The organism is Affinundibacterium nitidum (assembly GCF_014284155.1).
In the GTDB taxonomy this organism is placed as follows: domain Bacteria; phylum Pseudomonadota; class Gammaproteobacteria; order Burkholderiales; family Burkholderiaceae_D; genus Undibacterium; species Undibacterium nitidum.
In genome coordinates this window covers 50,068-75,456 of record NZ_JACOFZ010000009.1, presented here as the reverse complement: position 1 = coordinate 75,456, position 25,389 = coordinate 50,068, and the positions used below count along the sequence as shown (strand labels likewise).

Below are 25,389 nucleotides of genomic sequence, written 5' to 3'. Positions count from 1 at the left end.
TCTTTGTGTTTTATGTAAACCGATTTACATGCAATATAAATCGAGCTTCCGAGAAATACAAAGTTTTTTTATGCTGTGTTGCAGAAATGTTGTAGAAGATGTTTAGTCCCGCTTTGAATGTCTATATGTCGGCAATAAATTTAATTTCTCGGTAATTGCCGTATGCTTTTCCGATATGACAGTTCAAATTAGACGAAAAGCCTGATTTCATAGCGCTGAGTAGGGCTTTTGCCCTACAATCATGGTAACTGTAATGCTTGAAGACTATGACAAATTCCAATGAAGTTTATAAGCGCAGTCGTGCTGCCACGCCTGCGGTGCAATTGCCAAACAGATTAGTTCTGCTGCTGAGCGAAGCTCGGTGGTTGTTTTTCGCTGTTTGCTGCCTTTACCTGATTCTGATTTTTGCAAGTTTTTCGAAATTAGACCCGGGATGGTCGCGCGCGATTGAAGTCGCAAAATTTCACAATATTGGTGGTCGTTTCGGTGCCTATATCGCCGACTTATCTTTCTTTATTTTCGGATTCTCTGCTTGGTGGTTCTGTGTGGCCTTGTTTCGATTTGTTTGGAATGATTACCGACGAGTTGCAAAAAGCAAAATAGGCCAAGCAGATGATGAGCCCGTTCATCATTTGGAAAAAATGATAAAGCTGATCGGTTTTGGTTTGATTTTGTTCGGTTTTATGGGCTTGGAATCACTCCGTTTGTACAACATGAATGTATCTTTACCCGGCGCACATGGTGGTGTGTTGGGAGAGTTGATAGGCAACCTAAGTTTTGCTGCATTTGGATTTACAGGAGCGACCTTATTGTTGCTGCTTCTGATTGCTGTCGGTGTCAGTTTGTATTTTCATCTTTCTTGGTGGCAGATTGCTGAAAATACAGGTACGGTGCTTGAGACCAGTTTTGAATTCATCCGCAAAAAATATACCGATAGGGAAGATCGACGTTTAGGTGAAACTGCGGCTGTCAAACGTGAATCTACCGTGGTGCAGGAGCGCGCGAAAATCGTTGAAGCACCGCCGATCCGCATTGAGCCGCAAGTGGTTGCGGTACAAAAATCAGAGCGCATTGAGAAAGAGCGTCAAACTTCGCTATTTGACGATATTCCAGAAACGAATTTGCCGCCCCTTTCTTTGCTCGACGATGCTCCTGTTAGCCAAGAAACGGTAAGTATAGAAACCTTAGAGTTCACTAGCCGTTTGATTGAGAAAAAGCTGTCGGATTTTGGCGTTGAAGTGAAAGTGATAGCGGCTTATCCTGGCCCCGTCATCACGCGCTATGAGATTGAACCAGCGACTGGAGTCAAGGGTAGCCAAATTGTGGGCCTCGCGCGTGACCTCGCTCGTTCATTTGCGTTGACTTCGATACGCGTGGTTGAGACCATTCCTGGTAAGAATTATATGGGCTTAGAATTGCCCAACCCTAAACGTCAGATCGTCCGTTTGACAGAGATCTTAAGTTCCAAAGTCTACAACGATAGTCATTCGAATTTGTCAGTGGCCTTGGGTAAAGACATTGCTGGACACGCAGTCGTCGCTGATTTAGCCAAGATGCCGCATCTGTTGGTAGCGGGTACTACCGGCTCGGGTAAGTCGGTCGGCATTAACGCGACTATCTTATCCTTGCTGTATAAATCAGACCCGAACGATGTTCGCATGATTTTGATCGACCCTAAGATGTTGGAAATGTCGGTCTACGAGGGCATTCCGCATTTGTTGGCGCCAGTGGTGACGGACATGCGTCAGGCGGGGCATGCGTTGAATTGGGCGGTCAACGAGATGGAGCGACGTTATAAATTGATGTCGAAACTCGGCGTTCGAAATTTAGCTGGCTACAACGCCAAAATTGCGGAAGCGGCGAAGCGTGAAGAACATATTCCGAATCCATTTAGCTTAACGCCGGATGCACCTGAACCATTAGAAAAATTGCCGACGATCGTTATTATCATCGACGAATTGGCGGATTTGATGATGGTCGTTGGTAAAAAAGTGGAAGAGCTCATTGCCCGTATTGCACAAAAAGCGCGAGCCGCCGGTTTGCATTTGATTTTAGCGACGCAACGACCTTCGGTCGATGTGATTACCGGTTTGATCAAGGCCAATATTCCGACGCGTATCGCTTTCCAAGTCAGCAGCAAGATTGATTCACGTACGATTCTCGATCAAATGGGCGCTGAGTCCTTGCTCGGGATGGGTGACATGCTATACATGCCGCCAGGTACTGGTTTGCCGGTTCGTGTTCATGGTGCTTTTGTTTCTGATGATGAAGTACATCGAGTCGTCAAATACTTGAAAGAACAGGGCGAACCTAACTACATCGAAGGTATTCTTGAAGGCGGTGTACTTGAAGAAGGTGCTGATGGTATGCCTGCGACCGAAGGTGGTGGTGAAGCAGATGCTTTGTATGATCAAGCGGTTGCTATCGTCTTGAAAAATCGTCGTGCCTCGATTTCTTTGGTGCAAAGGCATCTACGTATTGGTTACAACCGCGCTGCACGTTTGTTGGAGCAAATGGAAGCAAGTGGGGTCGTCTCAACCATGCAGTCAAATGGAAATCGTGAAATCTTAGTCCCAGCTGGTAACTCGGAGTAGACGCTTTATTGTCTGCTGCGTTACTAGCAGTAGCGGTGTGTCTTTTGACACATTCAATCTTGAAATTACATGAATGCTCATATGAATAAATTTGTTCCGTCATGGTCCGTGAAAGCGCTTCTAGCTTCGGCCATTCTGTTTACCAGTCATTTTGCAAATGCTTCTGCGATTGAGCAGTTTAAATCATTCGTGGTGAATACAAAGACAGCGAAAGGCGAGTTTTCGCAGCAACAAGTGAAAATGGTGAACGGAGCGGCGAAATTAGGTAAAACTTCAGCGGGCACGTTTAAATTTTCTCGTCCAGGTCGTTTCATTTGGACCTATGAAAAACCTTATGAACAGGTGTTGCAAGCGGATGGTGACAAGCTGTATATGTACGACAAAGATTTGAATCAAGTCACGATCAAAGCCTTGGGTAATGCGATCGGTTCAAGTCCAGCTGCTATCTTGTTTGGTAGCGTCGATCTAGAAAAAAACTTCGTATTGAAAGACGCTGGTTTGAAACAAGGTATCGAATGGTTAGAAGCCATTCCAAAATCGAAAGATACGCAGTTCGAATCCATCAGCATCGGCATGAGAGATGGTCTTCCAGTGGGGATGGAGTTGCGAGATACTTTTGGCCAAATTTCCTTAATCAATTTAAAGAATTTCGAGCGCAATCCCAATTTTTCCGCCGATCAGTTTAAGTTCATCATGCCGCAAGGCGCTGAAGTATTGCGTCCATAATGTTTGGTTTGAATTTAACTTCGCATCAGCCTTTGGCTGAGCGTATGCGTCCTGCCAGTATTGACGATGTCATTGGTCAACAGCACTTGCTTGGGCCCGGCAAACCGTTGCGTGTTGCCTTTGAATCGGGTGAGCCTCACTCTATGCTGTTATGGGGGCCGCCTGGGGTTGGAAAGACGACACTTGCACGATTAATGGCACAAGCTTTTCAAGCGGAATTTATTGCTTTATCTGCGGTGCTATCGGGCGTAAAAGATATTCGCGATGCAGTCGAAAAGGCGGAATTAATTCGCGCTAGTTCACAGCGTAGAACCATCTTGTTCGTTGATGAAGTGCATCGTTTTAATAAGAGTCAACAAGACGCATTCTTGCCGCATGTTGAGAGTGGCCTATTTACCTTTATTGGTGCCACGACTGAGAATCCATCATTTGAAGTGAACAGTGCGTTGCTCTCACGTTCCGCAGTGTATGTGCTGAAATCCTTGACCGATAGCGATCTTGAACAAATGGTGGATCGTGCATGTAGCCGAGAACTCGACGGTTTACAATTTACGATAGAGGCGAAAGCGAGCTTGATTGCTAGCGCGGATGGTGACGGTCGCAAGCTCTTAAATAATCTCGACATCACTGCACGTGCTGCCGGTGTTAAAAAAACACGTGAAGTGGATCCTGTTTTATTAGCCGAATGTCTTGGCGATGCTTTGCGCCGTTTCGATAAAGGCGGCGATGCATTTTATGACCAGATCTCCGCTATGCATAAATCGGTGCGTGGGTCTAACCCTGATGCCGCTTTATATTGGCTGGTGCGTATGCTAGACGGTGGCACTGATCCACGTTACTTGGCACGTCGCATTATTCGTATGGCCAGCGAAGATATAGGTTTGGCCGACCCACGCGCGTTACGCATCAGTCTTGATGCCGCTGAAACTTATGAGCGCCTCGGTTCGCCTGAGGGGGAATTAGCATTAGCAGAAGCGGTGGTGTATTTGGCCTGTGCGGCGAAATCGAACGCGGTCTACATGGCCTATAAGGAAGCGCGAGCGTTTGTCGCCAAGGATAAATCTCGGGTAGTGCCGGAACATCTTCGTAATGCGCCAACCAAGTTAATGAAAGAACTTGGCTTTGGCAAGTTGTATCGCTATGCCCATGATGAACCTAATGCATATGCAGCAGGAGAAACGTATTTGCCAGATGGTCTAGAAGGCCAGCGTTGGTATCAACCAGTCGCTAGAGGTCTAGAAATTAAGATCGCGGAGAAGTTAGCCTATCTGCGACAACTCGATCAGGATACCCAGGGCTAATGCTTGTTGATCGTTGATAGATCCTTGCGCCTAGGGCTGAAACCATAACTCGCTTCGCTGTAATGGCAAGGAGTTGATATTCAGATGAGGATTGTTAAGCTTGATGACGGTTCTCTGCTTAATGTTCGTCTTCCCTATTGATGCTTGATTGTGTTTTAAGAATAGTTTTTCGAAACTTCCATTCGCCAGAACTTTTTCAAAGCCGATGCGAAAATCTTCCGCCAGTTGTGGACGTCGAGGCGTGACAAAAAAATAGACGGCGGCTGGATAGTGCAAGATGATATTTTGATCTAGATGTACGCCATATTCCTGATGGTTAGATAACTCGCCATATACCTCGAAAATGGAACGCGGGAAGTAATCGAAACGGCCTGCTTGCAACATGCCAAATAATGGTTCGAAACTTGACGAGGTCGTGACCGGTAATTTGTTCGCTTTCAAGATGGCGACGTCGGGCCAATCTTGTTCTTGTCCAGCGGTGAATTTACGTAAATCGTCAATTGAACGTATGGTACTAAAGTCAGCTTTGATTTTTGGCGAAATTAAGGCGACACGCCATCCGATTAATCCTTTGTCGACAGGAATGCGAATCGGTATTAATTTCTTCTCACGTTCATCGGTGGTCATCGTCAGAATCATGTCGACGTCACCATGCTCGCGTGTCATTTCGTAAATAGCACGTCCCTGTAACATGCGAGATTTTGTGGGACTATATTCATACCGTTTGGGAGTGTTTTGCAAGATCAACTGAAGCAAGTCCAATACGTAAGCTTCATTCGGATCTGCTTTGACATCGAGTCTAGGGAAACGAATCAGTGAATTCTCTTTGGCCACAGCGCAAGGCGAGGTAAAGGCGAAGATCATGCAGAGCATGATGCAAAGCATCAAATTCTGATGCATGTATCGTTTGAACTCTTGCATTACTGATGTCTCCCTTATTCGTGCAGAATTTTTGTCTATATGCACGTTTGTTACAAATGAGTATAACTCAAAATAAAAAAAGAGCGTCTATCCACGAAGGATGACGCTCTTGTAAAAATTGCTTCTTTAGATCTTACTTTAGCCGGCGAGGCTCAAGTGTTTTTCGATATGGCTTAGATGTCGAAACTGATACCCTGTGCCAATGGCAAGGAATGGCTGTAGTTCACTGTATTCGTTGAACGACGCATGTAAGCTTTCCAAGAATCTGAACCAGATTCACGACCGCCACCTGTGTCTTTTTCGCCACCGAACGCACCACCGATTTCCGCGCCAGATGGGCCGATGTTGACGTTAGCGATACCGCAATCACTACCAACATCAGACATGAACAATTCTGCTTCACGCATATCTGTTGTGAAGATACTAGAAGACAAACCTTGTGGTACTTCGTTATTCATCGCGATCGCGTGTTGCAAATCGGTGTAACGAACGATGTACATAATCGGCGCAAACACTTCGTGATGCATGTGTTCAGTTTGGCTTGGCATCTCAACGATAGAAGGACGAACATAGTAGCCACCTTCTGCGCCAGCAACTGTAACACGCTCACCACCGAATACCTGACCTTGGTCCGTTTTCGCTGCTTCTAATGCTTTTTGCATGCCGTCGAAAGCGGCTTGATCGACCAATGGACCGATCAATGTCGTTTTTTCCAAAGGATTGCCAATTGGCAGACCTGCGTAGATTTTCTTCAAGCGTGGCACCAAAGTGTCATAGATGCTGTCGTGCACGAACAAACGACGCAAGGTGGTGCAGCGCTGACCTGCTGTACCAACCGCAGAGAAAGTGATGGCGCGTACTGCCATTTCCAAATCTGCACTTGGTGCCACGATCATGGCGTTGTTGCCGCCTAATTCCAAAATCGTGCGTGTCAAACGTTTAGCACAAACTTCAGCAACTTGACGACCCATACGTGTGCTGCCTGTTGCAGAAACTAAAGCAACGCGTTTGTCTTCGACCATTTGTGCGCCAGTTTCACGAGCACCAATGATCAATTCAGCCAAACCAGCTGGTGCATCGTTACCAGTCAAATTGAAGCGGGCTACTGCTTTCATGAACAAAGCGTGTGTTGCCACTGCTGTCAATGGTGTTTTTTCAGATGGTTTCCAAGTGACGGAATCACCACAAACGAATGCCAATGCCGCATTCCATGCCCACACTGCGACAGGGAAGTTAAATGCAGAAATCACACCAACCACACCAACCGGATGCCATTGTTCCATCATGCGATGACCAGGACGCTCAGACGCAATAGTTAGGCCGTACAGTTGACGTGAGAGCCCGACTGCGAAATCGCAGATGTCGATCATCTCTTGTACTTCGCCCAAGCCTTCTTGCAAAATTTTGCCAGCTTCCAAAGTGACTAATTGGCCCAATTCTGCTTTGTGTGTGCGTAACTCTTCACCGAACAAACGGATCAATTCGCCACGACGTGGCGCTGGTACTTTGCGCCATTGAAGGTATGCAGCGTGCGCACGATCAATCTTCGCTGTCACTTCTGCAGCATTGTCCGCGCGCAAAGTCGCCATGGTTTGACCATTGATAGGGGAAACGCTAGGAATGTCTTGACCTTGGTAATCGGCCATGTTGACGCCGAGGCTGGTGAGCAAGGTGTTTATATCTTTTGTCATGAGTGCTCCAATAAATTCTTATTTAATCTCAACCACTTGAATCACAGAGGCGCAGAGTGCAGAGAAGTGATGAAATCTCTGCTACCTCCGCGCCTCTGCGACGAGAACTAATTGTGTTGATTACAGTGCGTAGTAGCGACCGAAGCGGTTAGCTGTGAAGTCTGCCAAAGTAGCTTGCTCCTGACGAACCATACCTTTTTGTGGCAATTTGCCTTCAACAACCATATCGACCATTGCGCAAATACCAGACGCTGTTGTCAATTGTATCGCAGACAGCAATTGGCCGTTAACTTCTTGCGCGTAGATTTTCTTCGCATAGGACTCTTGTTCCAAGCGACCGTTACGTGTACCGATAACACTGACGAATACCAACACCACGTCTTGTTTAGTCATAGGAACAGAAGTTTCCAATACGTCTTTCAAGATTGGACGGCGTTCCAATTTGCCCAATTCCAAATCGCGAATCAACATTTTGACGATATCGCGGTGACCTGGGTAACGTACTGTTTTGTAGTTCAAGTTTTGTACTTTGCCTTGCAAAGATTCGCACAATGTACCCAAACCACCAGATGTGTTAAATGCTTCGTAGTCGATACCGTCGAGTGAGAAGTGTTCCATTTCTTCCAATGGGGATGTTTCGCGCAATTGACCATCAACGATAGCTTCGCATGGGTTGCAGTATTCGTTGATCAAGCCGTCAGTACTCCATGTGAGGTTGTACTTCAATGCATTGTTTGGGAAAGTTGGCAAAGCACCGACGCGCATGCTGACATCACGCAACGTTTCGAATTTTTTCGCAACATCGTTTGCAACGATAGAAATAAAGCCTGGAGCCAAGCCGCATTGTGGAACGAATGCGCTATCTGCACCGTCAGCCAATTGCTTCACTACGCGTGTGCTTTCAACGTCTTCTGTCAAATCGAAGTAGTGGGAGTTGGCTGCTTTCGCTGCACCAGCGATGATTGGTGTCAAGAAGTATGGGCAAGCAGACAATGTGACTTTATGACCACGGATCAATTCAGTAACAACTGCTTTATCGCCCAAGTCAGCTTGTTTTGTTGTTACATTAGGAAAACCAGCTTGTGCCACATATTTCAAACGCTCTGGATCGCGGTCTGCCACGGTGATTTCATAATCGCCAGTGTGGGATAACAAGTTCAGGATTGCATCGCCGATTTTGCCAGCGCCGAGAAGAATGAGTTTAGTTGCCATGTTGGGTCTCCAATTGGATGGGGATTGAATCTAGGGTTTGGTTTTGTTGTCGAAATCGTTTTGATTGCGTTTTCGAATGGAGAGAGTGTAGAGGCAATAATTGTCAGAAAATAGAGTGTAAATTATCGTCATATTGCGTCATAATGATGCAATATGACGATTGAATGAGATAAAGTGTATAAATGAAACCAGCGCTAGACGATATTGATAATAAAATCCTCGCTTTACTGATGGATAACGCTCGCATGCCAGTGACAACCATCGCTAAACGTGTGGGAATTGCACGTACAACAGTTATCGCGCGAATCAGTGCCTTGGAAAAACGAGAGGTGATCGCTGGCTATGGCCTTAAGTTGAATCAAGCGATGTATCAACCCGCGGTCCGTGCTTATGTAGGACTCTCGATTGAGGCGCGTTCGGTTGCCGGCTTAATCAAATTTTTGCAGCAATTACCAGAGGTGGAGAGTTTGTGCGCGGTTAGTGGTGCCATTGATTACATGCTGACTTTGCGCTGTGCCACTACAGAGGTACTTGATAAGTTGCTCGACCAGATAGGTGCTATGGAAGGCGTCAGGCAAACCTCAACTTCGATTATCTTAAGTAAACGCATCGACCGTTCCGCTCTGTAAAAAGAAAATGGCCCGTCGAATTTCGCGGGCCATTTTTCTATATTCTTTCGAATCTACCTGTTGAGTTGGTGATCCTTCAAAACACGTAATTAGTTATTTTCTTGTGTCTTCGTGTTGTTTGACTTTTTCTCGTCTGCAGATGATTTCTTCGGTGAGCCTGAGCTTTCAGTGAAGCGTGGGGAAGTTTGCTGCATGATTTGCAGGTGTACTGAAGCTTTGTCCATACCGCTACGATCAATTTGTAAAGGTGCTTGCGCTTGGCCTTCTTGAGAGCAGTTTTCCTGACACTGTGCTTCTTTGTTCGACTGGGTTTGTGAAACAACGAATAGTTCCTGAGCGCAGGCTGTTCCAAACATCGCAGACAATGCTAGGCCTAGGGAAATTCTTTTCATGTTCATGATGTCAAACTCCACTTGAATGGATATTAAGCGTATTAGTGTAATTCAAAACGAAAATAAATTGTCGAACAAATTGCCTTCAAAGTTAATAAATTAAACATTAACTGTGGTATTCGCATTACTTTTGCAATCGACTTAAAAATTCTTACTTTTTTGCTTTGATCTGTGCACTTTAGTCAAAGCTTGTCGGTCAATTCATTATGCAGTTTGACGCAGAGTCTTGTTGAATTGAACATTCGCCTGAAAGCTGGAAGCATTTGCTTTGTCATAGGCTAATTTCGCCTGTGGGCTCAAACGCTTTGCCGATATGACCACGGTTTGTACACCATGGCTGGCCTGTTCTTGATCATATGCAACCTTCTGTTCGTTACTCATGCGTTTGGCTGTGACAGTGATAGTTTGAACCTCGGCGTTGGAGATCTGCTTGTTTTTTGTCACATCGGTTGCCGAAGATGCTGCGGCTAAGGCTAGAGAGATAGCCAATGTTGAGAGAAGTGCTGCACCAGTTTTAAGTGAGTTGTTCATTTTCTAATCCTTTAAGTGTATTGAAAATTTATTCGGTTTAAATTTTGTTCAGTTTTGAGCGCTAGATGCTGAACGTATGCCTCTGTTTCGATGTGATCACTTTAAAGAAGCATGAAGCAAGTCGCCAGCGGCATGCGACGAAATGCGAAATGGCGGGAATCAACGCCGGAAAACCAAGCGTGGAATGTAAAGAAATCTCAGAAAAGTGTGTGCTTTGGAAGGTTTGCAGTGCTTCGTGGCAATAGATGTTGGTGGCTATCTTTCCTCAGTTTTACCGTAGCCATTGTGAAGGGCTTAGACAGATAATCTTTCAATACATATTTTTTTGCACTTCAGCCCGCATTTTTGTGATTTGGTCGGATAGTGCAAGAAACTATGTTGGCGCTGACATATAGTTTGTCTGCCTTCATTCTTTATAGGGATTCAAAATGAAATCTTCGACTAGTGAATATTTGTACTCGGTTTTGCGTCAAGCCTGGCAAGAGTTGCGCGCCTTGGGCGGCAAAGCAGCACAAATGCTGATGCGTACGCCTTTGCCTAAGTTGCTAGTGCTGTGTATTGGCTTAGCCTTGATCATCACGATCGTGCCACTAATTTTGACGCTGTTCGTTGCTTTCATGCTCATCAAGCTTTTGTTGCTTTTGGTCTTTGTGAGTGTTCGTGCAAATAAAACGCGCCATGACTCATCACCTAATCGGCCACATTATTCATCAAATGACGTCGAGGACGTACAAGTGATACGGGTTGAGAAAATCGATTTTCGTCGCGGCGATCGTCGTTAAATCTACATTTGTGACTTAACATTTTTCTTTAGACGAAAAAAAGCCACACCGTAATTGGTGCGGCTTTTTTGCTTTTAATATCTTGGTTTGTCGAGCCGATTTTTTTAGTTTTGATTGAAACGGTCAAATCGAGGAATGACATAAATTTCTTTTTGACGGCCATCGATGTAGCGTACTTTTTCTCCATCAAAAAACGCATCTTCTTCGAGCATGATGCGGATGGATTTTTTCCATTCGGGGATCATACTAGTGGCATTCAATTCAATCGAATAGGCGGTATTTTTACGTAATTGTTGTTCTCCAGTTCCAGGGACTCCATCTTGTTGGTCCCACATGCCAAGCGCCGGGCCTGCTGCATGACCATGGTAACCAATCGGATGTGAGTAGATACTCGGAACAATTCCTTCTTTTTTGGCTTGCGCTAACGCATCTGCCAACACTTGGTTGCCTGTTTTTCCTTCTTTAAATTGCATGGTCAAAATGTCTTGCAGGCGGTTCCCGCGTGCGAATGCAGTTTTAATTGACTCTGGCACACTGGTTTCACCTGGGCGCAAAATGTATGCATGCTGTTGAATATCCGTATTCAACCGCAGATAAGTGATACCGATATCAACATGGATCAAGTCGCCAGGTAGGATAACGTCGGTTTTTGGGCGATTGGAGAAGCTGCGTTGCGCTTCGTCATTGTTTGGATCAGCGCGTTGAATATCGACGGTAGGGTGAAACCAAGTGTCATAGCCTAAGTCACGAATCTTTTGGCGGAACCACCAGACAACATCTTCGCTTGTAGTAATGCCAGGTACAATGACTTTTTCAGAGAATCCTTCTTCGATGATTTCATGAGTTGTTCGTATCAACTGCGGGTAAAACTGCATTTCTCTTGCGGTACGAGTTTCAAGCCAACGAATGGCGAGTGGTTCAGCCGAAACGACTTTGCTTTTCAAGTTGGCCGGAAGCTTGTTTTGAAACTCTTGATATTCTGTATGGTCAAGTCCATCTGCATGGGCAAAATGGGTCGAAGTATTGATGCCGATCTTATTGGGTTGACGTTTTTGGATGAGATCGATTAAGGCATCCCATTGATCCGGAAATTTTTTGGTATCCCATGCTGCTTTGACGTTGTCACCAAAATCGTAACGAGCGACGGCAAGTCTTTCCACTTTCTTTGTTTTGCTATCTTGGAAAAAGACCAAAATGGTGCGCCGACGTGCATTTAGCCACTCAGCCGGAAGCATCGTTTTCAGTACAGGATCTTCATTATATTCCCGTGAAATCACTACCCACATGTCGATTCCAGTTTGCTCCATCATGCCTGGAAGCAAACGATCAAATCTCTCTGCTAAATTTTCATTAACAACACGAGCTTGCTCACGTACGCTGAGGATTTGTGCGTCTGCTGAGCCGTATGCGAGGGCGCTGCATAAACTGAGAGCGAGTAGGAATTTTTTCATGACAGCCTTCAAGTTCAAATGGATGATGTTGGTTTTGAATCAGTCTTGCTTGTGAAGCTGGTTAGAGCAGTGTCAAGGCGAAAAAGTTCTCCACAAAAGCTCAATGCGGAGTGCTTTATGGACGATTTTTAATCACTTAGAGCAATTTTTGCAGCTTCTTCTGGGCTAAGACCATCGTAGAACTGGTCAGTAAGGAACTCGATCTCTTCCTCAATGTATTCTTGTGCCTGGGCCTGCGTGGCGCCGCCTTTGACTAGGAAAGCTTCTAGTTCGATACACCATTGAATGACAGCCATGGTTTCTTCGTCGAGTTCTTGATTTTTCTTAGACATAAATGCTTCCTATTTGATATCGTTGATAAGTTTATCAATGTCGACTTTGCATTCTACAAGTTTCATCTTGACGGAAGGTTGTTTTCAATGACGTATCGTTACCGATTGCTGAATGTTTTTGCCGAAACGAAGTTTGGCGGAAATCCCCTGTGCGTGTTCGAACAGGCTGCCGGCTTGAGTACAGAAGAAATGCAAGCAATTGCTTTGCAATTTAATCTATCTGAAACTGTATTTCTACTGCCTTCGATTGTAGCGCACGCCAAGATCCGAATCTTTACGCCGAATGCTGAGCTTCCCTTTGCAGGTCACCCTTCGGTGGGGGCTGCGCAAGTGGTGAGTTCAATGGCCAATGGAATAACTCACCTGACACTGGAGTGTGATGCTGGTATCGTTGCATTGCATCGGGACAGAAATCAATGGAGTTTGTCGCCACCTGTACTGGTTAGTAAGAACGCCGATTATCAAACAATGCTGCGACCCGTAGAGTGCAATCCTAAAGAGCTCGCTGACATTTTGGGTATAAACCTGAAAGATTTGTCTGATGACATCGTTTGGGTGAATACGGGCAACGAGCATTTAATGATACCTGTACGTTCGGCTGAGATTGTTCAAAGTGCTCGTATTGCTAGCCATCGACTGAACGATTGGCCTGTTAGTAAGCTTGGACGACAGAATGCTTATGTTTTTAGTCTGGGTGGTGAAGAAGAGGGCGTGAAAAAAGTCAAGGCACGCTATTGGTTTGCTAAGGCAGGAAGCCTCGCGGAAGACCCTGCGACAGGTTCCGCAGCGGCCAATCTTGGTGCATGGTGGATCGCGCGAGGCCTATCATTGCCGCAATCTTTTATGATTACGCAAGGTGCCGAGATGCAGCGTCCATCGCGGCTATATTTGAATGTGGAATTGGATGCAGATCAAGTTCCTAGGATACAGGTTGGCGGGTCTGTCATCGAAATCGGTTCTGGAATGCTACACTTGTAAATTCCTTCGTTAATAAACGCTTATGGTAGTCAATCTTATGAATCAAAAACGTCCGATGTTGTCGGTAACGGAAGCGCTTGAAATACTGTTGAATGCGGCTGGAACAGGTCAAGCGACAGAGATAGTGCCGACGATTTCGGCGAATGGACGGGTACTTGCCAGCGCTCAATACTCAAACTTACACGTGCCTCCCATGGATAATACGCAAATGGATGGCTACGCAGTTCGAAGTGCAGATTGTAGAGGTGGTGCGGCGCTCTTGCCGGTAATTCAGCGTATCCCTGCTGGCCTAGTGGGGGCTGAGTTGGCTCCAGGATCTGCGGCACGTATCTTTACAGGGGCATTTATACCCGTGGGTGCGGATGCGGTGGTGATGCAGGAGCAAACGCAAGTAGAAGAGATTGACGGCCAGACCTATGTACGTATCTTGCACGAGCCACAGGCGGGTGAATGGATACGACGTCAGGGTGAAGATATCAGAGAAGGCGCTGAAATTTTGCAGGCTGGTACGCGGTTGCGAGCACAAGAGCTGGGCTTGGCGGCGTCGGTCGGCTTGGCCGAATTGCCTGTCGCTAAAACCTTGCGGGTAGCAGTCTTTTTTACCGGTGATGAATTGACGATGCCGGGGGAAACTTTACGTCCCGGCGCTATCTATAATTCAAATCGTTTTTTGTTGAACGGTCTTCTGCAAAATCTCCAGTGCCAAGTCACAGATTATGGCATCGTACCCGACAGCCTAGAGTCTACGCGCGAGACCCTCCGGAAAGCGGCGCAAGAGCATGATTTGATTATTACCTCGGGAGGGGTGTCGGTTGGAGAAGAAGATCATATTCGCCCCGCTGTAGAAGCCGAGGGGCACATCAATATGTGGCAGATTGCGGTAAAGCCTGGAAAACCTTTGGCGTTTGGAGAAGTCAATCGAGTGTCTTCAGGTGCCGCTTTCTTTATTGGACTGCCCGGCAATCCAGTGTCTAGCTTCGTGACCTTCTTGCTATTTGTTCGCCCCTTCATTTTAAGATGCCAAGGGGTGCAAGATGTAGCGCCGAGATCTGTCCCAATCAGAGCTGATTTCGATTGGTTGAAAGCTGACCGACGAAATGAATTTTTACGAGTCAAAATGAACGAACATGGTGGTCTAGATTTATTTCCGAATCAAAGTTCCGGCGTTTTGAGTTCCGCCGTTTGGGGTGATGGTTTGGTGGACGTACCGGCAGGCACAAGTTTTCGAAAAGGCGATTTCGTTAAATTTATCCCTTTCGATAGTTTGATGTATTAAACAAAAAAAGATATTTGTCGATGAAGATACAGCTTAAATTCTTTGCGAGCGTCCGCGAACAACTTGGGGTTTCGGTTGAAACCTTGGAACTTGATGAGGGCTTAACTGCCTTTGCTGTACGTGATTATTTGATGCAACGCAGTGATGTGTGGTCAGCTGCTCTGTCGCATCAAAAAGTATTACGTATGGCCTTGAACCAGGACATGATACAAAATGATCAGGCTTTAAAAGACGGTGATGAACTGGCTTTCTTTCCACCAGTGACAGGCGGTTAATTCATGCATATTAGTGTACAAACCAGCGATTTTGATGTCTCCAGTGAACTTAAACGTTTGCATGCGCATGATTCTGCAGTTGGCGCGGTGGTGAGTTTCGTCGGCCTGGTGCGTGATCTTGGTGATCAGCAAAAGTTGATTGCTATGGAGTTGGAACACTATCCAGGCATGACAGAAAAGTGTTTACTGAAAATTGCCGAAGAGGCTAAACAGCGCTGGAAACTAATCGACTGTTTAATCATTCATCGTGTTGGTCGCCTACAGGCGCTCGATCAAATTGTCTTAGTTGCCGCAGCGAGTGCACATCGTGGTGACGCTTTTTCAGCATGTGAGTTTATGATGGACTATCTGAAAACAGAAGCACCGTTTTGGAAGAAAGAAATCGGCCCTAGCGGAGCACAGTGGGTTGACGCACGATCGAGCGACGATAGTGCGCTTGCGAAGTGGAAAAAATAAGAGAGGAACTAAGCGATGAACGCAATGGGTATAGTAGCGGTGGGGGGGGGCGCAGCGCTGGGCGCTTGTTTGCGCTGGCTACTGAGTATGTCGATGAACGGCATACATACTAGCCTACCAATCGGAACCTTGTTAGCCAATCTCGGAGGTGGTTATGCGATCGGCATTTGTGTCGGTTTCTTCTCGGCTAATCCCGATCTCTCTCCTGAATGGCGCTTGTTTGTCGTGACGGGCTTTCTAGGTGGGCTAACCACATTTTCCACATTTTCCGCCGAAGCGATGAGCTTGATGCAAAAGGGCGATTGGACTTGGGCATTCGCTCACACCGCGTTACATCTGTTAGGATCTATTTTGTGTTGTTTCGCAGGATTTGCAACTTGGCGTGTTTTACATTAAACGCGCAGAATTTCTGGCAATACAGTAACTCGAACAAATCAAAATTGTACCTTCGGTTAAATCAATAAAGGCCAAAACTATGTCTGAAGAAAATACCTTGATGTTTCCAGCAATCGAACCATACCGTCAAGGCATGTTGCAAGTCGATGATTTGCATACCTTGTATTGGGAAGAATGTGGGAATCCGGCAGGCCAACCAGTTTTGTTTTTGCATGGTGGTCCTGGTGGTGGAACTTCGCCAACACATCGTCGCTTCTTTGACCCAGCGCATTATCGTATTGTGTTGTTTGATCAACGTGGGGCTGGTAAATCTAAGCCGCTCGGTGAGTATAGAAATAATACGACGGCCTTATTAATTGAAGATATCGAAAAAATCCGTCAGATGCTGAACATCGATCAATGGTTGGTGTTTGGTGGTTCTTGGGGTTCTACGCTCGCATTGGCGTATGGCGAAGAGTTTCCTGATCGTTGTTTGGGCTTTGTTTTGCGCGGCATTTTCCTATGTACCAAGGCTGAAGTTGATTGGTTTCTCAATGGTATCAATCATTTTTATCCTGAAGTGCACCAGAGGTTCTCAGATGCGATACCGCATTCTGAGCGCGGCAATCTCTTGCAAGCCTACGTAAAACGTTTGTTTGACGAAGAGCCAGCGGTTTATAAAGAAGCGGCTCGCAATTGGAGTCGTTACGAAGGTTCTTGCCTATTCTTGGAACCTCAAGCACAAGCGATTGAAGATTTTGAATCGGATGAAGTGAGCCTGGGAATTGGCCGACTAGAAGCACACTATATGCTTAATGGTGCCTTCATGGATGAAGACCAGTTGATCAAGAACATTCAAAAGATTCGACATTTGCCAGCGGTGATTGTGCAAGGACGTTACGACGTGATTTGCCCACCTTTGTCTGCGTATCGCTTACATCAAGCATGGCCAAGTGCGAAATTTCATATGATTAAAGATGCGGGCCACGCGGCGATGGAGCCCGGTATAGCTGCAGAGCTGGTGCGTGCAACTGAACAGTTTAAGTTGCATAGGAAGTTTTTGTAGACTTATGTAAAGCAAGGTCTCTCATTACCGGAGAGACCTTGATCAAAAAGTTTAAGCTAGTTCAATAGGTGGGCAGGCTTATGAAATTCCTCAGATTTTGGTAAAACGAGGTCTAAGTCCCATCTCGCCGTTTTTTCGGTGTCGATCAATAGCTTACAGAAACCGTGCAATAGCTCGGTATGTAACTTCAAGTCAACTGTGCCGCCTTGAGTAGGAAAAAACTGCAGCCACAAAGGCTCATCTTTTTGTAGATGTATTTTTACTGTTTCCAATAGGTAAGGGCGTTCGCCATTGAGGATATTTCGGTTGCTGCCGTCATATTCTTGGTCAAAATTGCCACTTTCCGATATCTTCTGAATGGCTTCGTCGTGGTCCATATTTACTAGTTCTTCGCTAGCAAAAGCGGCTTCTGGCCGATTTAGACGTAGATGTGACGCGATCGACTCCATCAACACAGGCCACATCAATTGTAATAAACGACGTGTGAAAAAGAGCTGAATTTCATTCTTAGGGCCCTCAGGAGCTTCGGAGGATAATCCCACTTTGCACAGAATCCTGTCTTCGTTCGCGAGATAGCTGAGATTAAGTTGTTCTAGTTGCATAAAAAATTGATGTAGCACAATGTCCTAAGGAATTTTTCCGAACATCGTTCTTGAAAAGTTCTACTCTTGCCTAATCTATCGCTTATCGAAATTCAAATGGAAGATTAGGGGGCATTATGCGTCTTGATAAATTAACGACAAAACTACAAGAGGCTTTGGCAGATGCGCAGAGCCAAGCTGTCGGCAATGATAACCAATATATCGAACCTGTGCACGTCTTGCTGGCGCTGATGAACCAAGATGACGGCGGCGCACGCGCACTACTGCAGCGTGCTGGCGTTAATATCAATGGTTTACTTAATGGGCTCAAGAGCGCTTTGGATCGCTTGCCAAAGGTGACAGGTACCGATGGCCAAGTACAAATTGGACGCGAATTAGCAGGATTGTTGAACCTTGCAGACAAAGAATCGCAAAAGCGTGGTGATCAGTTCCTTGCGAGCGAAATGTTATTGCTGGCCTTGGTTGACGACAAATCAGAAGCCGGTAAGTTAGCGCGCGAGAATGGCCTGACACGTAGTGCATTGGAAGCCGCGATTAAAGGTGTTCGTGGTGGTGCTAATGTTGATTCCGCCGATGCGGAAGGTCAACGCGAAGCATTGAAAAAATATACCTTGGATCTGACTGAGCGCGCACGATTGGGTAAGCTTGACCCAGTGATTGGTCGTGACGATGAAATTCGTCGTGCTATACAAGTTTTGCAGCGTCGTAGCAAAAATAATCCGGTACTCATTGGTGAACCAGGTGTGGGCAAGACGGCCATCGTCGAAGGCTTAGCACAGCGTATTGTCAATGGCGAGGTGCCAGATAGCTTGAAGTCTAAACGGGTACTGTCACTCGATATGGCAGCATTGCTGGCAGGTGCGAAGTTTCGTGGCGAATTTGAAGAGCGTCTAAAGGCGGTGTTAAAAGAGATCGCGATGGATGAAGGTCAGACTATCGTTTTCATCGACGAGTTACACACAATGGTCGGCGCTGGTAAAGCTGAAGGCGCTATGGATGCGGGCAATATGTTGAAGCCAGCCTTGGCGCGTGGCGAGTTGCATTGTGTTGGTGCCACTACTTTGGATGAATATCGTAAGTACATCGAGAAAGACGCTGCTTTGGAGCGCCGCTTCCAAAAGATTATTGTCGATGAGCCTAGTGTGGAAGCGACGATCGCGATTTTGCGCGGATTGCAAGAAAAGTACGAAGTCCACCATGGCGTTGATATCACAGACCCAGCAATCGTGGCTGCGGCTGAATTGTCGCACCGTTATATTACCGACCGCTTTTTACCGGATAAGGCGATTGATTTGATCGATGAAGCGGCTGCGAAGATCAAGATCGAAATCGACTCGAAACCTGAAGTGATGGATAAGCTTGACCGTCGCTTGATTCAATTAAAGATCGAACGCGAAGCGGTTAAACGTGAAAAAGATGAAGGTTCGAAAAAGCGTTTGTCTTTGATTGAAGAAGAAATTAAGAGCTTGTCGCGTGAGTACGCCGACCTCGAAGAAATTTGGAAGGCAGAGAAATCACAGGTACAGGGTACAACCCATATCAAGGAAGAGATCGAAAAGATACGTCTGCAAATGGACGATGCCAAGCGCAAGGGTGATTGGCAAACCATGTCGCAATTGCAGTATGGGCGTTTGCCAGAGTTGGACGCACAATTAAAAGCCGCTGAGCTTCAAGCAGCGAAGAATGAAGCGGCGGATGGCAAAACTAAATTGTTGCGTACGCAAGTTGGTGCAGAAGAGATTGCTGAAATCGTATCACGTGCTACTGGTATTCCTGTGTCGCGCATGATGCAGGGCGAACGCGACAAATTGCTGCAAATGGAAGACGCTTTGCATCAACGTGTGGTTGGTCAACATGAAGCAATTACTGCGGTTTCCGATGCTATCCGTCGTTCACGTGCAGGGCTTGGTGACCCGAATCGTCCGTATGGCTCTTTCTTGTTCTTGGGCCCTACCGGTGTCGGTAAGACAGAGCTATGCAAAGCATTAGCGGGCTTCATGTTTGATACTGAAGAGTCCTTAATTCGTATCGATATGAGTGAATTCATGGAGAAACATTCCGTCGCGCGTTTGATAGGCGCGCCACCTGGATATGTTGGCTATGAAGAAGGTGGTTATTTGACCGAAGCAGTGCGCCGCAAACCGTATAGCGTGATTTTGCTCGATGAAGTGGAAAAAGCCCATCATGATGTGTTTAACGTCTTGCTGCAAGTGCTTGATGATGGTCGTATGACTGATGGCCAAGGCCGTACTGTGGACTTCAAAAATACCGTGATCGTGATGACCTCGAATCTGGGCTCGCATCAAATCCAAGCGATGGAGGGTAGTGAACCTAGTGTGATCAAGATGGCGGTAATGGGGGAAGTGAAGTCACATTTCCGTCCTGAATTTATTAACCGTATCGATGAGATCGTGGTGTTCCACGCTTTGGATGCAAAGAATATTGGTGCGATCGCCAAGATCCAATTGCAAACGCTAGCCAAACGATTGGCGCAAATGGATATGGGCTTAGAAGTATCCGATGCGGCTTTGCTCAAGATTGCGGAGGCAGGCTTCGATCCTGTGTATGGTGCACGGCCTTTGAAACGAGCGATACAGCAAGAAATTGAGAACAGTCTGTCTAAACTCATCCTGCAAGGTAAGTTTGGTCCAAAAGACGTGATCATTGTGGACGTTGATGGTGCTGAACTCGTATTCAAGAAAGCAGTTTAAGTCGATGATTTTGGCTTAATCAAACGCGCCGTCAATGTGCTTGCGGCGCGTTTTTCTTTTATGCCGATTCTGTGTATCATGAGTTTTCGTTCGTGATCAAGGAAGAGGTAGACATGTCGGTATCAAAGCCATCATCGGTGCTCGTGCGTCCCAGTACGATGGAAGAAGTTCCAGAATTGAACCAGCTCATTCAAGAATCTGCTCGTGCCTTGAGTCGTGGTTTTTATTCGGATGTGGAGACCGAAGCGGCGATTCAGTACGTGTTCGGTGTTGATACCGCACTGGTCAAAGATGGGAGCTACTTCACTGCAACGATCGACGGCAAGTTGGCTGGCTGCGGAGGTTGGAGTCGCCGTCGCACCTTGTATGGTGGCGATCAAAGACCGATGGGTGGTGCAGAGTTTCTTGACCCAGCCCATGACGCAGCTAGAATTCGCGCTTTCTTTATTGCGCCCGATGCCGCCAGACGTGGTGTGGGGACCGCAGTGTTTAATGCTTGTAAAGAGGCCGCTAGAGAACAAGGTTTTCGAAGTTTGGAATTAATGGCGACCTTGCCGGGCGTGCCGTTTTATCAGGTACTTGGATTCCAAAAAATAGAAGACGTCGCCGATACCTTACCTAATGGCGTGACGATACGATTTGAACGTATGCGTTTAGAATTGGAATAGTTGATCGATGCGTAGCGTCAACGAGTATCTCGATGAGTATAGTGATGCAATAAAAAAACGGACAGCGTTAATCGACTGTCCGTTTTTTCTTAGCTGTTGAATACACTACAGCGTATTAATCTAGCTTCGCTGCATGCTCACGTGTAGCGTGGAATACGATGTCAGGCCAACGCTCTTGGGTTAAACGTAGATTAACCCCTGAGCTCGCTAAGTAAGCCAGATTACCTGCGGCATCATAGGCTAGGTTGCCGCCAGCGCTAGAGCGCTCGAAATCTGCCAACATTTTCTTGTCTTCACAAGTCACCCAGCGGGCACTACTAATGCTAGTGCCCTCAAATACTGCATCGACGCCGTATTCATTTTTGAGACGGCTGGCGACCACTTCAAACTGCAAGACACCGACCGCACCGAGGATGAGGTCACTACTGACCACAGGTTTAAACACCTGCACTGCACCTTCTTCACCCAACTGTTGCAAACCTTTTTGCAACTGTTTGGTTTTTAACGGATTAAGAATGCGAGCAATACGGAAAAAATCTGGCGCGAAGTAGGGGATGCCAGTGAACTGCAAGAGTTCGCCTTCTGAAAAACTATCGCCGATTTGCATGTTGCCGTGATTTGGCAAACCAATGATGTCACCTGCGTAAGCTTCTTCCACTTGTTCGCGAGAAGAAGCCATGAACGTGACCACCGAAGAGACTTTAATATCACGATTAATGCGCAAATGTTTCAGCTTCATGCCGCGTTCGAAACGGCCAGAGCATACGCGCAAGAAGGCGATACGGTCGCGGTGTGCAGGGTCCATATTCGCTTGAATCTTAAACACGAAACCGGAGAAAGGCGCTTCGTTTGGTTCAACTGCACGCACTGTCGCATCACGACCGCGCGGTGCTGGAGCCCAGTCTAACAGGGCATTCAAAATTTCACGGACACCGAAATTGTTAATTGCGGAGCCAAAGAAAACAGGGGTTTGCGTACCTGCTAATACAGCGTCCAAATCAAATGGATGTGAGGCGCCGTGTACCAATTCAACTTCCATTTTTAATTGTTCGATTTCGAGCGGGAATAACTCGGCAAGGCGAGGGTTATCAATGCCTTTCACGACTTCAAATTCTTGATCAGCACGTTCACTACCGGGTGTGAACAGCATGATTTCATCTTTGAGAATGTGATACACACCGCGGAAAGTTTTACCCATACCAATCGGCCAGGTGACTGGCGCGCATTGGATTTTCAATACAGATTCAAGTTCGTCCAAAAGCTCCAATGGGTCGCGTGTTTCGCGATCCATTTTGTTAACGAAAGTAATGATAGGCGTGTTGCGCATGCGGCAGACATTGAGCAACTTGATGGTTTGCTCTTCCACACCCTTCGCAGCATCGATCACCATCAATGCCGAGTCAACAGCGGTTAATACACGATAGGTATCCTCTGAGAAGTCTTGGTGACCTGGAGTGTCGAGCAAATTGACGACGTGATCGCGGTATTCAAACTGCATTACAGAAGACGCAACCGAGATACCACGTTGCTTCTCAATTTCCATCCAGTCCGAAGTGGCATGGCGACCGCTCTTACGTGCTTTGACAGTACCTGCCAATTGAATTGCACCGGAGAACATCAATAGCTTCTCAGTGAGTGTCGTTTTACCCGCATCCGGATGGGAAATAATGCCGAAAGTGCGACGACGGGCGACTTCTTTGCGAATCAGATCGGTCGAGACTTTCTTGACTTGGACTGACTCTAAGTCGTCTTGTTGTTCGGGATTTTGGGTAAGATCGTTCATGGCAGGACTTGCAATAAAATGGAGAATAACCCGCCATTCTAACACGGGAGGGGCATGCTCCAAAGTCCTGCGGGTAGGCGACAAATCAAGGCCGAGAAAATTGGCGCTTTTGATAGAGGCTGGTGAAGAGGTTATTCAGGGCTTTACGATAATCCGATCAGATAACTATCGGTAGCATAAAAGCAATTTAGTAAGGCGCAATGAAACGTCGTACCAAGAACAAATTACGGTGAGCGTAATTCGACTTTGAGTTTCGATTTGCCTAACCAATAGCCATAAACGTTTGTACCAGAAGTTTTCAGCTGGAACTTGGCTTGCTCTTGTCCATCTTCATTTCTCTCAATGAGCTCAAACATCCCATTCTGTCCGCTACCAAATAAACTGATGGCTTTTCGATATTTGTCATAGAAATAAATCGCGGAGACGGTATCTTTGGTATCTGCTTGTATCACCATAGTGATGGCATTGTTGCCGAGCTTTCCTCGTAAGACTTGGCTGATGACAGTATTCTCTAGGGTTACATTTCCTTCGAATAGAAGGGCTTGACCATATTTACTGAGATGGGGGCGTAGACTGTCGTAACTGATGTTGACGCTTATTTCACCCACATCATCGAGTGCACGCGAGGCATGATTACTGCAGCGACTACTGAGGATCATCAGCTCTTTATCGAGTAGCTTGTATCGCAAGTAGGTAAGGGCTTCAACCGATGTCATGCTGCTGAGACTTGCTTGGCTATCATTCAGACATTGCGTATTCAATGCGATTCTATCTTCGATGTCAGCGATCTCATCTTGCTGCGATTTTGTTCTTTTCGGGGAGATATTCTTGCGCTCAAGTCTAAGTTGTCGCAATTGGTCACGATACTGACGTATTTTCTCAGCCTTCAACCGTCGCAAGATTTCCTGCGCGCCCGGCTTGGTGACTAATTCCGAAAGAACGATGTAGCGACCGCTCTGCGTTTCAAAGTTGTAAAAATAGTTGGACGCTTCGCAATAGGCGCCGCAATATTCAGTGTCGAAATCGACTGTAATGACTTTTTGATCTAGGCGGCTAACGGTGAAACTTTGATTTTCAATGCCAGTCACGCTCGTGCCATCGGCATCACCAAAAAAGGGCTTCCATCGTGTTGGTGCCAACATTTCGAGCTGCCCGATGAAGAGCTTGTCATTGATATAGCTCGCAATATCTGTTTTTGAAGAACTGAAGAAAGGCATGGTGATATCGCTCGTCACGATATCACCGCGTGTTGACTTTCCTTTAAATTGCATTGATTGATAACTGATGTCTTGGGCCAAGGCTTGAACGCATGCGCTGATCAAAACTGAGGCGACGATAGTCCGATGGATCCGGAAATAACGGATGTTTAACAGAGAGAACAGACCAGAAAGAGGGAAAGCAAACATAGCAGATCAGTACAACAAATACGAAAGCAGGTTCAAGCTGTGTGGCTAGGTCCTATTGCGGCGAACTTCGATATGCTTGTTCGCCGCAGTCCATTTTAGCGCTAGAATTCAACAACAGAGCGTATCGATTCTCCACTCTTCATTAAGTCGAAGCCTTCGTTGATACGCTCCAATGGTAACTTGTGCGTGATCAAATCATCGATATTGAGTTTTCCTTCCATATACCAATCGACGATTTTCGGTACATCGGTGCGGCCGCGTGCGCCGCCGAAAGCGGAACCTTTCCAGACCCTGCCAGTGACTAATTGGAATGGACGCGTACTGATTTCTTGACCTGCCGCTGCGACGCCAATGATGATCGATTGCCCCCAACCTTTATGACAGCATTCTAAAGCTTGACGCATTGTCGTCGTATTGCCTATGCATTCGAAACTATAGTCGGCGCCGCCATCTGTTAAGCCGATGATGGCATCCACCACATTGCTGACTTCTTTAGGATTGATGAAGTCTGTCATGCCGAATTTTCGCGCCATGCTTTCGCGTGCTGGGTTGATGTCGACGCCAATGATTTTGTTGGCACCGACCATGCGAGCTGCTTGAATCACATTCAAACCAATACCGCCTAAACCAAACACCACTACGTTAGCACCGGCTTCGACCTTGGCTGTAAACAGAACGGCGCCAACGCCTGTGGTGACACCGCAACCGATGTAGCAAACTTTATCGAATGGCGCGTCTTCACGAATCTTGGCGAGGGCGATTTCCGGGACGACGATGTAATTAGAAAAAGTCGAAGTGCCCATGTAATGGAATAGTGGCTTGCCATCCAAAGAAAATCGGCTAGTAGCGTCGGGCATCAAGCCGCGGCCTTGCGTGCTGCGGATGGCCTGGCACAAATTCGTTTTTTGGGAGAGGCAAAATTTGCATTCACGACATTCAGGCGTGTACAAAGGAATGACGTGGTCATCTTTCTTGAGTGACTTCACACCTGGGCCTACATCAACCACGATGCCCGCACCTTCGTGGCCCAAAATGGCAGGGAAAATACCTTCAGGATCTGCGCCTGAAAGAGTGTAGTAATCGGTGTGGCAAATACCAGTGGCCTTAATTTCCACCAAAACCTCGCCTGCCTTTGGTCCTTGCAAGTCAACTTCTTCTATTGTTAATGGTTTTCCTGCCTGCCATGCAACCGCTGCTTTAGTTTTCATTTGGAGTCTCCCGGATCATTGGT

24 protein-coding genes are annotated in these 25,389 nt (G+C 46.5%); 13 read left to right on the top strand and 11 right to left on the bottom strand.

Features of this window, described 5'->3' with window-relative positions:
• Window positions 1-266: 266 nt before the first annotated feature.
• From H8K36_RS16735 to H8K36_RS16725, 3 genes are all read left to right on the top strand, one after another.
• On the top strand, window positions 267-2,594 hold the full coding sequence (locus H8K36_RS16735; protein WP_186917660.1) for a DNA translocase FtsK: 2,328 nt from the start codon (window positions 267-269) through the stop codon (window positions 2,592-2,594).
• Between the two features lie 81 nt (window positions 2,595-2,675).
• Window positions 2,676-3,320: an outer membrane lipoprotein chaperone LolA gene (gene lolA, locus H8K36_RS16730; RefSeq protein ID WP_230404752.1), complete on the top strand. Its 645-nt coding sequence runs from the start codon at window positions 2,676-2,678 to the stop codon at window positions 3,318-3,320.
• Window positions 3,320-4,621 (top strand): replication-associated recombination protein A, encoded by a 1,302-nt coding sequence (locus H8K36_RS16725; RefSeq protein WP_186917658.1) that lies wholly within the window; start codon window positions 3,320-3,322, stop codon window positions 4,619-4,621. The genes lolA and H8K36_RS16725 overlap by 1 nt, the downstream gene beginning before the upstream one ends.
• A 30-nt stretch (window positions 4,622-4,651) precedes the next feature.
• On the opposite strand, the gene H8K36_RS16720 is transcribed toward H8K36_RS16725, so the two are convergent.
• The 3 genes from H8K36_RS16720 to H8K36_RS16710 all read right to left on the bottom strand — a co-directional run bounded on the left by H8K36_RS16720 (window position 4,652) and on the right by H8K36_RS16710 (window position 8,445).
• On the bottom strand, window positions 4,652-5,542 hold the full coding sequence (locus H8K36_RS16720) for a substrate-binding periplasmic protein (RefSeq protein WP_186917657.1): 891 nt from the start codon (window positions 5,540-5,542) through the stop codon (window positions 4,652-4,654).
• A gap of 173 nt (window positions 5,543-5,715) precedes the next feature.
• Window positions 5,716-7,233, bottom strand: coding sequence for an L-piperidine-6-carboxylate dehydrogenase (gene amaB, locus H8K36_RS16715; RefSeq protein WP_186917656.1), 1,518 nt, complete (start codon window positions 7,231-7,233; stop codon window positions 5,716-5,718).
• Window positions 7,234-7,353: 120 nt separating this feature from the next.
• Complete coding sequence (locus H8K36_RS16710; RefSeq protein WP_186917655.1) at window positions 7,354-8,445, bottom strand: saccharopine dehydrogenase family protein; 1,092 nt, start codon at window positions 8,443-8,445, stop codon at window positions 7,354-7,356.
• Window positions 8,446-8,627: 182 nt separating this feature from the next.
• Between H8K36_RS16710 and H8K36_RS16705 the strand changes: the two genes are divergently transcribed.
• Window positions 8,628-9,074: an Lrp/AsnC family transcriptional regulator gene (locus tag H8K36_RS16705; RefSeq protein WP_186917654.1), complete on the top strand. Its 447-nt coding sequence runs from the start codon at window positions 8,628-8,630 to the stop codon at window positions 9,072-9,074.
• 89 nt (window positions 9,075-9,163) lie between these two features.
• On the opposite strand, the gene H8K36_RS16700 is transcribed toward H8K36_RS16705, so the two are convergent.
• Window positions 9,164-9,472, bottom strand: coding sequence for a hypothetical protein (locus tag H8K36_RS16700; RefSeq protein WP_186917653.1), 309 nt, complete (start codon window positions 9,470-9,472; stop codon window positions 9,164-9,166).
• Between the two features lie 198 nt (window positions 9,473-9,670).
• The gene (locus H8K36_RS16695) at window positions 9,671-9,997 is read right to left on the bottom strand and encodes a hypothetical protein (RefSeq protein ID WP_186917652.1); all 327 of its coding nucleotides are present in this window, start codon (window positions 9,995-9,997) and stop codon (window positions 9,671-9,673) included.
• A 428-nt stretch (window positions 9,998-10,425) separates the two neighbouring features.
• On the opposite strand from H8K36_RS16695, the gene H8K36_RS16690 reads away from it, so the two are divergent.
• Entirely contained in the window at window positions 10,426-10,779 is a 354-nt protein-coding gene (locus H8K36_RS16690) for a hypothetical protein (RefSeq protein WP_186917651.1), read from the top strand.
• A 104-nt stretch (window positions 10,780-10,883) separates the two neighbouring features.
• Here the strand turns inward: H8K36_RS16690 and H8K36_RS16685 are convergent, their stop codons facing one another.
• On the bottom strand, window positions 10,884-12,230 hold the full coding sequence (locus tag H8K36_RS16685) for a M24 family metallopeptidase (protein ID WP_186917650.1): 1,347 nt from the start codon (window positions 12,228-12,230) through the stop codon (window positions 10,884-10,886).
• A gap of 128 nt (window positions 12,231-12,358) precedes the next feature.
• The gene (locus tag H8K36_RS16680; RefSeq protein WP_186917649.1) at window positions 12,359-12,562 is read right to left on the bottom strand and encodes a hypothetical protein; all 204 of its coding nucleotides are present in this window, start codon (window positions 12,560-12,562) and stop codon (window positions 12,359-12,361) included.
• A gap of 87 nt (window positions 12,563-12,649) precedes the next feature.
• Between H8K36_RS16680 and H8K36_RS16675 the strand changes: the two genes are divergently transcribed.
• From H8K36_RS16675 to pip, 6 genes are all read left to right on the top strand, one after another.
• Window positions 12,650-13,540: a PhzF family phenazine biosynthesis protein gene (locus tag H8K36_RS16675; protein WP_186917648.1), complete on the top strand. Its 891-nt coding sequence runs from the start codon at window positions 12,650-12,652 to the stop codon at window positions 13,538-13,540.
• A 37-nt stretch (window positions 13,541-13,577) separates the two neighbouring features.
• Window positions 13,578-14,816 (top strand): molybdopterin molybdotransferase MoeA, encoded by a 1,239-nt coding sequence (locus H8K36_RS16670; protein ID WP_186917647.1) that lies wholly within the window; start codon window positions 13,578-13,580, stop codon window positions 14,814-14,816.
• Between the two features lie 20 nt (window positions 14,817-14,836).
• Entirely contained in the window at window positions 14,837-15,091 is a 255-nt protein-coding gene (gene moaD, locus H8K36_RS16665; RefSeq protein ID WP_186917646.1) for a molybdopterin converting factor subunit 1, read from the top strand.
• 3 nt (window positions 15,092-15,094) lie between these two features.
• The gene (locus H8K36_RS16660) at window positions 15,095-15,547 is read left to right on the top strand and encodes a molybdenum cofactor biosynthesis protein MoaE (RefSeq protein ID WP_186917645.1); all 453 of its coding nucleotides are present in this window, start codon (window positions 15,095-15,097) and stop codon (window positions 15,545-15,547) included.
• A 24-nt stretch (window positions 15,548-15,571) separates the two neighbouring features.
• On the top strand, window positions 15,572-15,943 hold the full coding sequence (gene crcB, locus H8K36_RS16655; protein ID WP_186917711.1) for a fluoride efflux transporter CrcB: 372 nt from the start codon (window positions 15,572-15,574) through the stop codon (window positions 15,941-15,943).
• A 79-nt stretch (window positions 15,944-16,022) separates the two neighbouring features.
• Complete coding sequence (gene pip / locus H8K36_RS16650) at window positions 16,023-16,988, top strand: prolyl aminopeptidase (RefSeq protein ID WP_186917644.1); 966 nt, start codon at window positions 16,023-16,025, stop codon at window positions 16,986-16,988.
• Between the two features lie 56 nt (window positions 16,989-17,044).
• Here pip and H8K36_RS16645 read toward each other — a convergent pair whose 3' ends face one another.
• Complete coding sequence (locus H8K36_RS16645) at window positions 17,045-17,590, bottom strand: hypothetical protein (RefSeq protein WP_186917643.1); 546 nt, start codon at window positions 17,588-17,590, stop codon at window positions 17,045-17,047.
• A gap of 116 nt (window positions 17,591-17,706) precedes the next feature.
• On the opposite strand from H8K36_RS16645, the gene clpB reads away from it, so the two are divergent.
• Entirely contained in the window at window positions 17,707-20,301 is a 2,595-nt protein-coding gene (gene clpB / locus H8K36_RS16640; protein WP_186917642.1) for an ATP-dependent chaperone ClpB, read from the top strand.
• A gap of 113 nt (window positions 20,302-20,414) precedes the next feature.
• On the top strand, window positions 20,415-20,969 hold the full coding sequence (locus tag H8K36_RS16635; RefSeq protein WP_186917641.1) for a GNAT family N-acetyltransferase: 555 nt from the start codon (window positions 20,415-20,417) through the stop codon (window positions 20,967-20,969).
• A 115-nt stretch (window positions 20,970-21,084) separates the two neighbouring features.
• Here H8K36_RS16635 and H8K36_RS16630 read toward each other — a convergent pair whose 3' ends face one another.
• From H8K36_RS16630 to H8K36_RS16620, 3 genes are all read right to left on the bottom strand, one after another.
• Window positions 21,085-22,752 (bottom strand): peptide chain release factor 3, encoded by a 1,668-nt coding sequence (locus H8K36_RS16630; protein WP_230404751.1) that lies wholly within the window; start codon window positions 22,750-22,752, stop codon window positions 21,085-21,087.
• 224 nt (window positions 22,753-22,976) lie between these two features.
• The gene (locus H8K36_RS16625) at window positions 22,977-24,158 is read right to left on the bottom strand and encodes a hypothetical protein (protein WP_186917640.1); all 1,182 of its coding nucleotides are present in this window, start codon (window positions 24,156-24,158) and stop codon (window positions 22,977-22,979) included.
• A 101-nt stretch (window positions 24,159-24,259) separates the two neighbouring features.
• Entirely contained in the window at window positions 24,260-25,366 is a 1,107-nt protein-coding gene (locus H8K36_RS16620; RefSeq protein WP_186917639.1) for an S-(hydroxymethyl)glutathione dehydrogenase/class III alcohol dehydrogenase, read from the bottom strand.
• Window positions 25,367-25,389 lie beyond the last annotated feature (23 nt).

Coding starts and splice junctions, on each gene's coding strand:
- H8K36_RS16675 (WP_186917648.1), top strand. CDS start 12,650: ATGACGTATCGTTACCGATTGCTGAATGTTTTTGCCGAAACGAAGTTT.
- H8K36_RS16720 (WP_186917657.1), bottom strand. CDS start 5,542: ATGCAAGAGTTCAAACGATACATGCATCAGAATTTGATGCTTTGCATC.
- H8K36_RS16710 (WP_186917655.1), bottom strand. CDS start 8,445: ATGGCAACTAAACTCATTCTTCTCGGCGCTGGCAAAATCGGCGATGCA.
- amaB (WP_186917656.1), bottom strand. CDS start 7,233: ATGACAAAAGATATAAACACCTTGCTCACCAGCCTCGGCGTCAACATG.
- crcB (WP_186917711.1), top strand. CDS start 15,572: ATGGGTATAGTAGCGGTGGGGGGGGGCGCAGCGCTGGGCGCTTGTTTG.
- H8K36_RS16635 (WP_186917641.1), top strand. CDS start 20,415: ATGTCGGTATCAAAGCCATCATCGGTGCTCGTGCGTCCCAGTACGATG.
- pip (WP_186917644.1), top strand. CDS start 16,023: ATGTCTGAAGAAAATACCTTGATGTTTCCAGCAATCGAACCATACCGT.
- H8K36_RS16690 (WP_186917651.1), top strand. CDS start 10,426: ATGAAATCTTCGACTAGTGAATATTTGTACTCGGTTTTGCGTCAAGCC.
- H8K36_RS16660 (WP_186917645.1), top strand. CDS start 15,095: ATGCATATTAGTGTACAAACCAGCGATTTTGATGTCTCCAGTGAACTT.
- H8K36_RS16620 (WP_186917639.1), bottom strand. CDS start 25,366: ATGAAAACTAAAGCAGCGGTTGCATGGCAGGCAGGAAAACCATTAACA.
- H8K36_RS16630 (WP_230404751.1), bottom strand. CDS start 22,752: ATGAACGATCTTACCCAAAATCCCGAACAACAAGACGACTTAGAGTCA.
- H8K36_RS16705 (WP_186917654.1), top strand. CDS start 8,628: ATGAAACCAGCGCTAGACGATATTGATAATAAAATCCTCGCTTTACTG.
- H8K36_RS16725 (WP_186917658.1), top strand. CDS start 3,320: ATGTTTGGTTTGAATTTAACTTCGCATCAGCCTTTGGCTGAGCGTATG.
- H8K36_RS16625 (WP_186917640.1), bottom strand. CDS start 24,158: ATGTTTGCTTTCCCTCTTTCTGGTCTGTTCTCTCTGTTAAACATCCGT.
- H8K36_RS16680 (WP_186917649.1), bottom strand. CDS start 12,562: ATGTCTAAGAAAAATCAAGAACTCGACGAAGAAACCATGGCTGTCATT.
- H8K36_RS16670 (WP_186917647.1), top strand. CDS start 13,578: ATGAATCAAAAACGTCCGATGTTGTCGGTAACGGAAGCGCTTGAAATA.
- H8K36_RS16695 (WP_186917652.1), bottom strand. CDS start 9,997: ATGAACAACTCACTTAAAACTGGTGCAGCACTTCTCTCAACATTGGCT.
- H8K36_RS16685 (WP_186917650.1), bottom strand. CDS start 12,230: ATGAAAAAATTCCTACTCGCTCTCAGTTTATGCAGCGCCCTCGCATAC.
- clpB (WP_186917642.1), top strand. CDS start 17,707: ATGCGTCTTGATAAATTAACGACAAAACTACAAGAGGCTTTGGCAGAT.
- H8K36_RS16700 (WP_186917653.1), bottom strand. CDS start 9,472: ATGAACATGAAAAGAATTTCCCTAGGCCTAGCATTGTCTGCGATGTTT.
- lolA (WP_230404752.1), top strand. CDS start 2,676: ATGAATAAATTTGTTCCGTCATGGTCCGTGAAAGCGCTTCTAGCTTCG.
- H8K36_RS16735 (WP_186917660.1), top strand. CDS start 267: ATGACAAATTCCAATGAAGTTTATAAGCGCAGTCGTGCTGCCACGCCT.
- H8K36_RS16645 (WP_186917643.1), bottom strand. CDS start 17,590: ATGCAACTAGAACAACTTAATCTCAGCTATCTCGCGAACGAAGACAGG.
- moaD (WP_186917646.1), top strand. CDS start 14,837: ATGAAGATACAGCTTAAATTCTTTGCGAGCGTCCGCGAACAACTTGGG.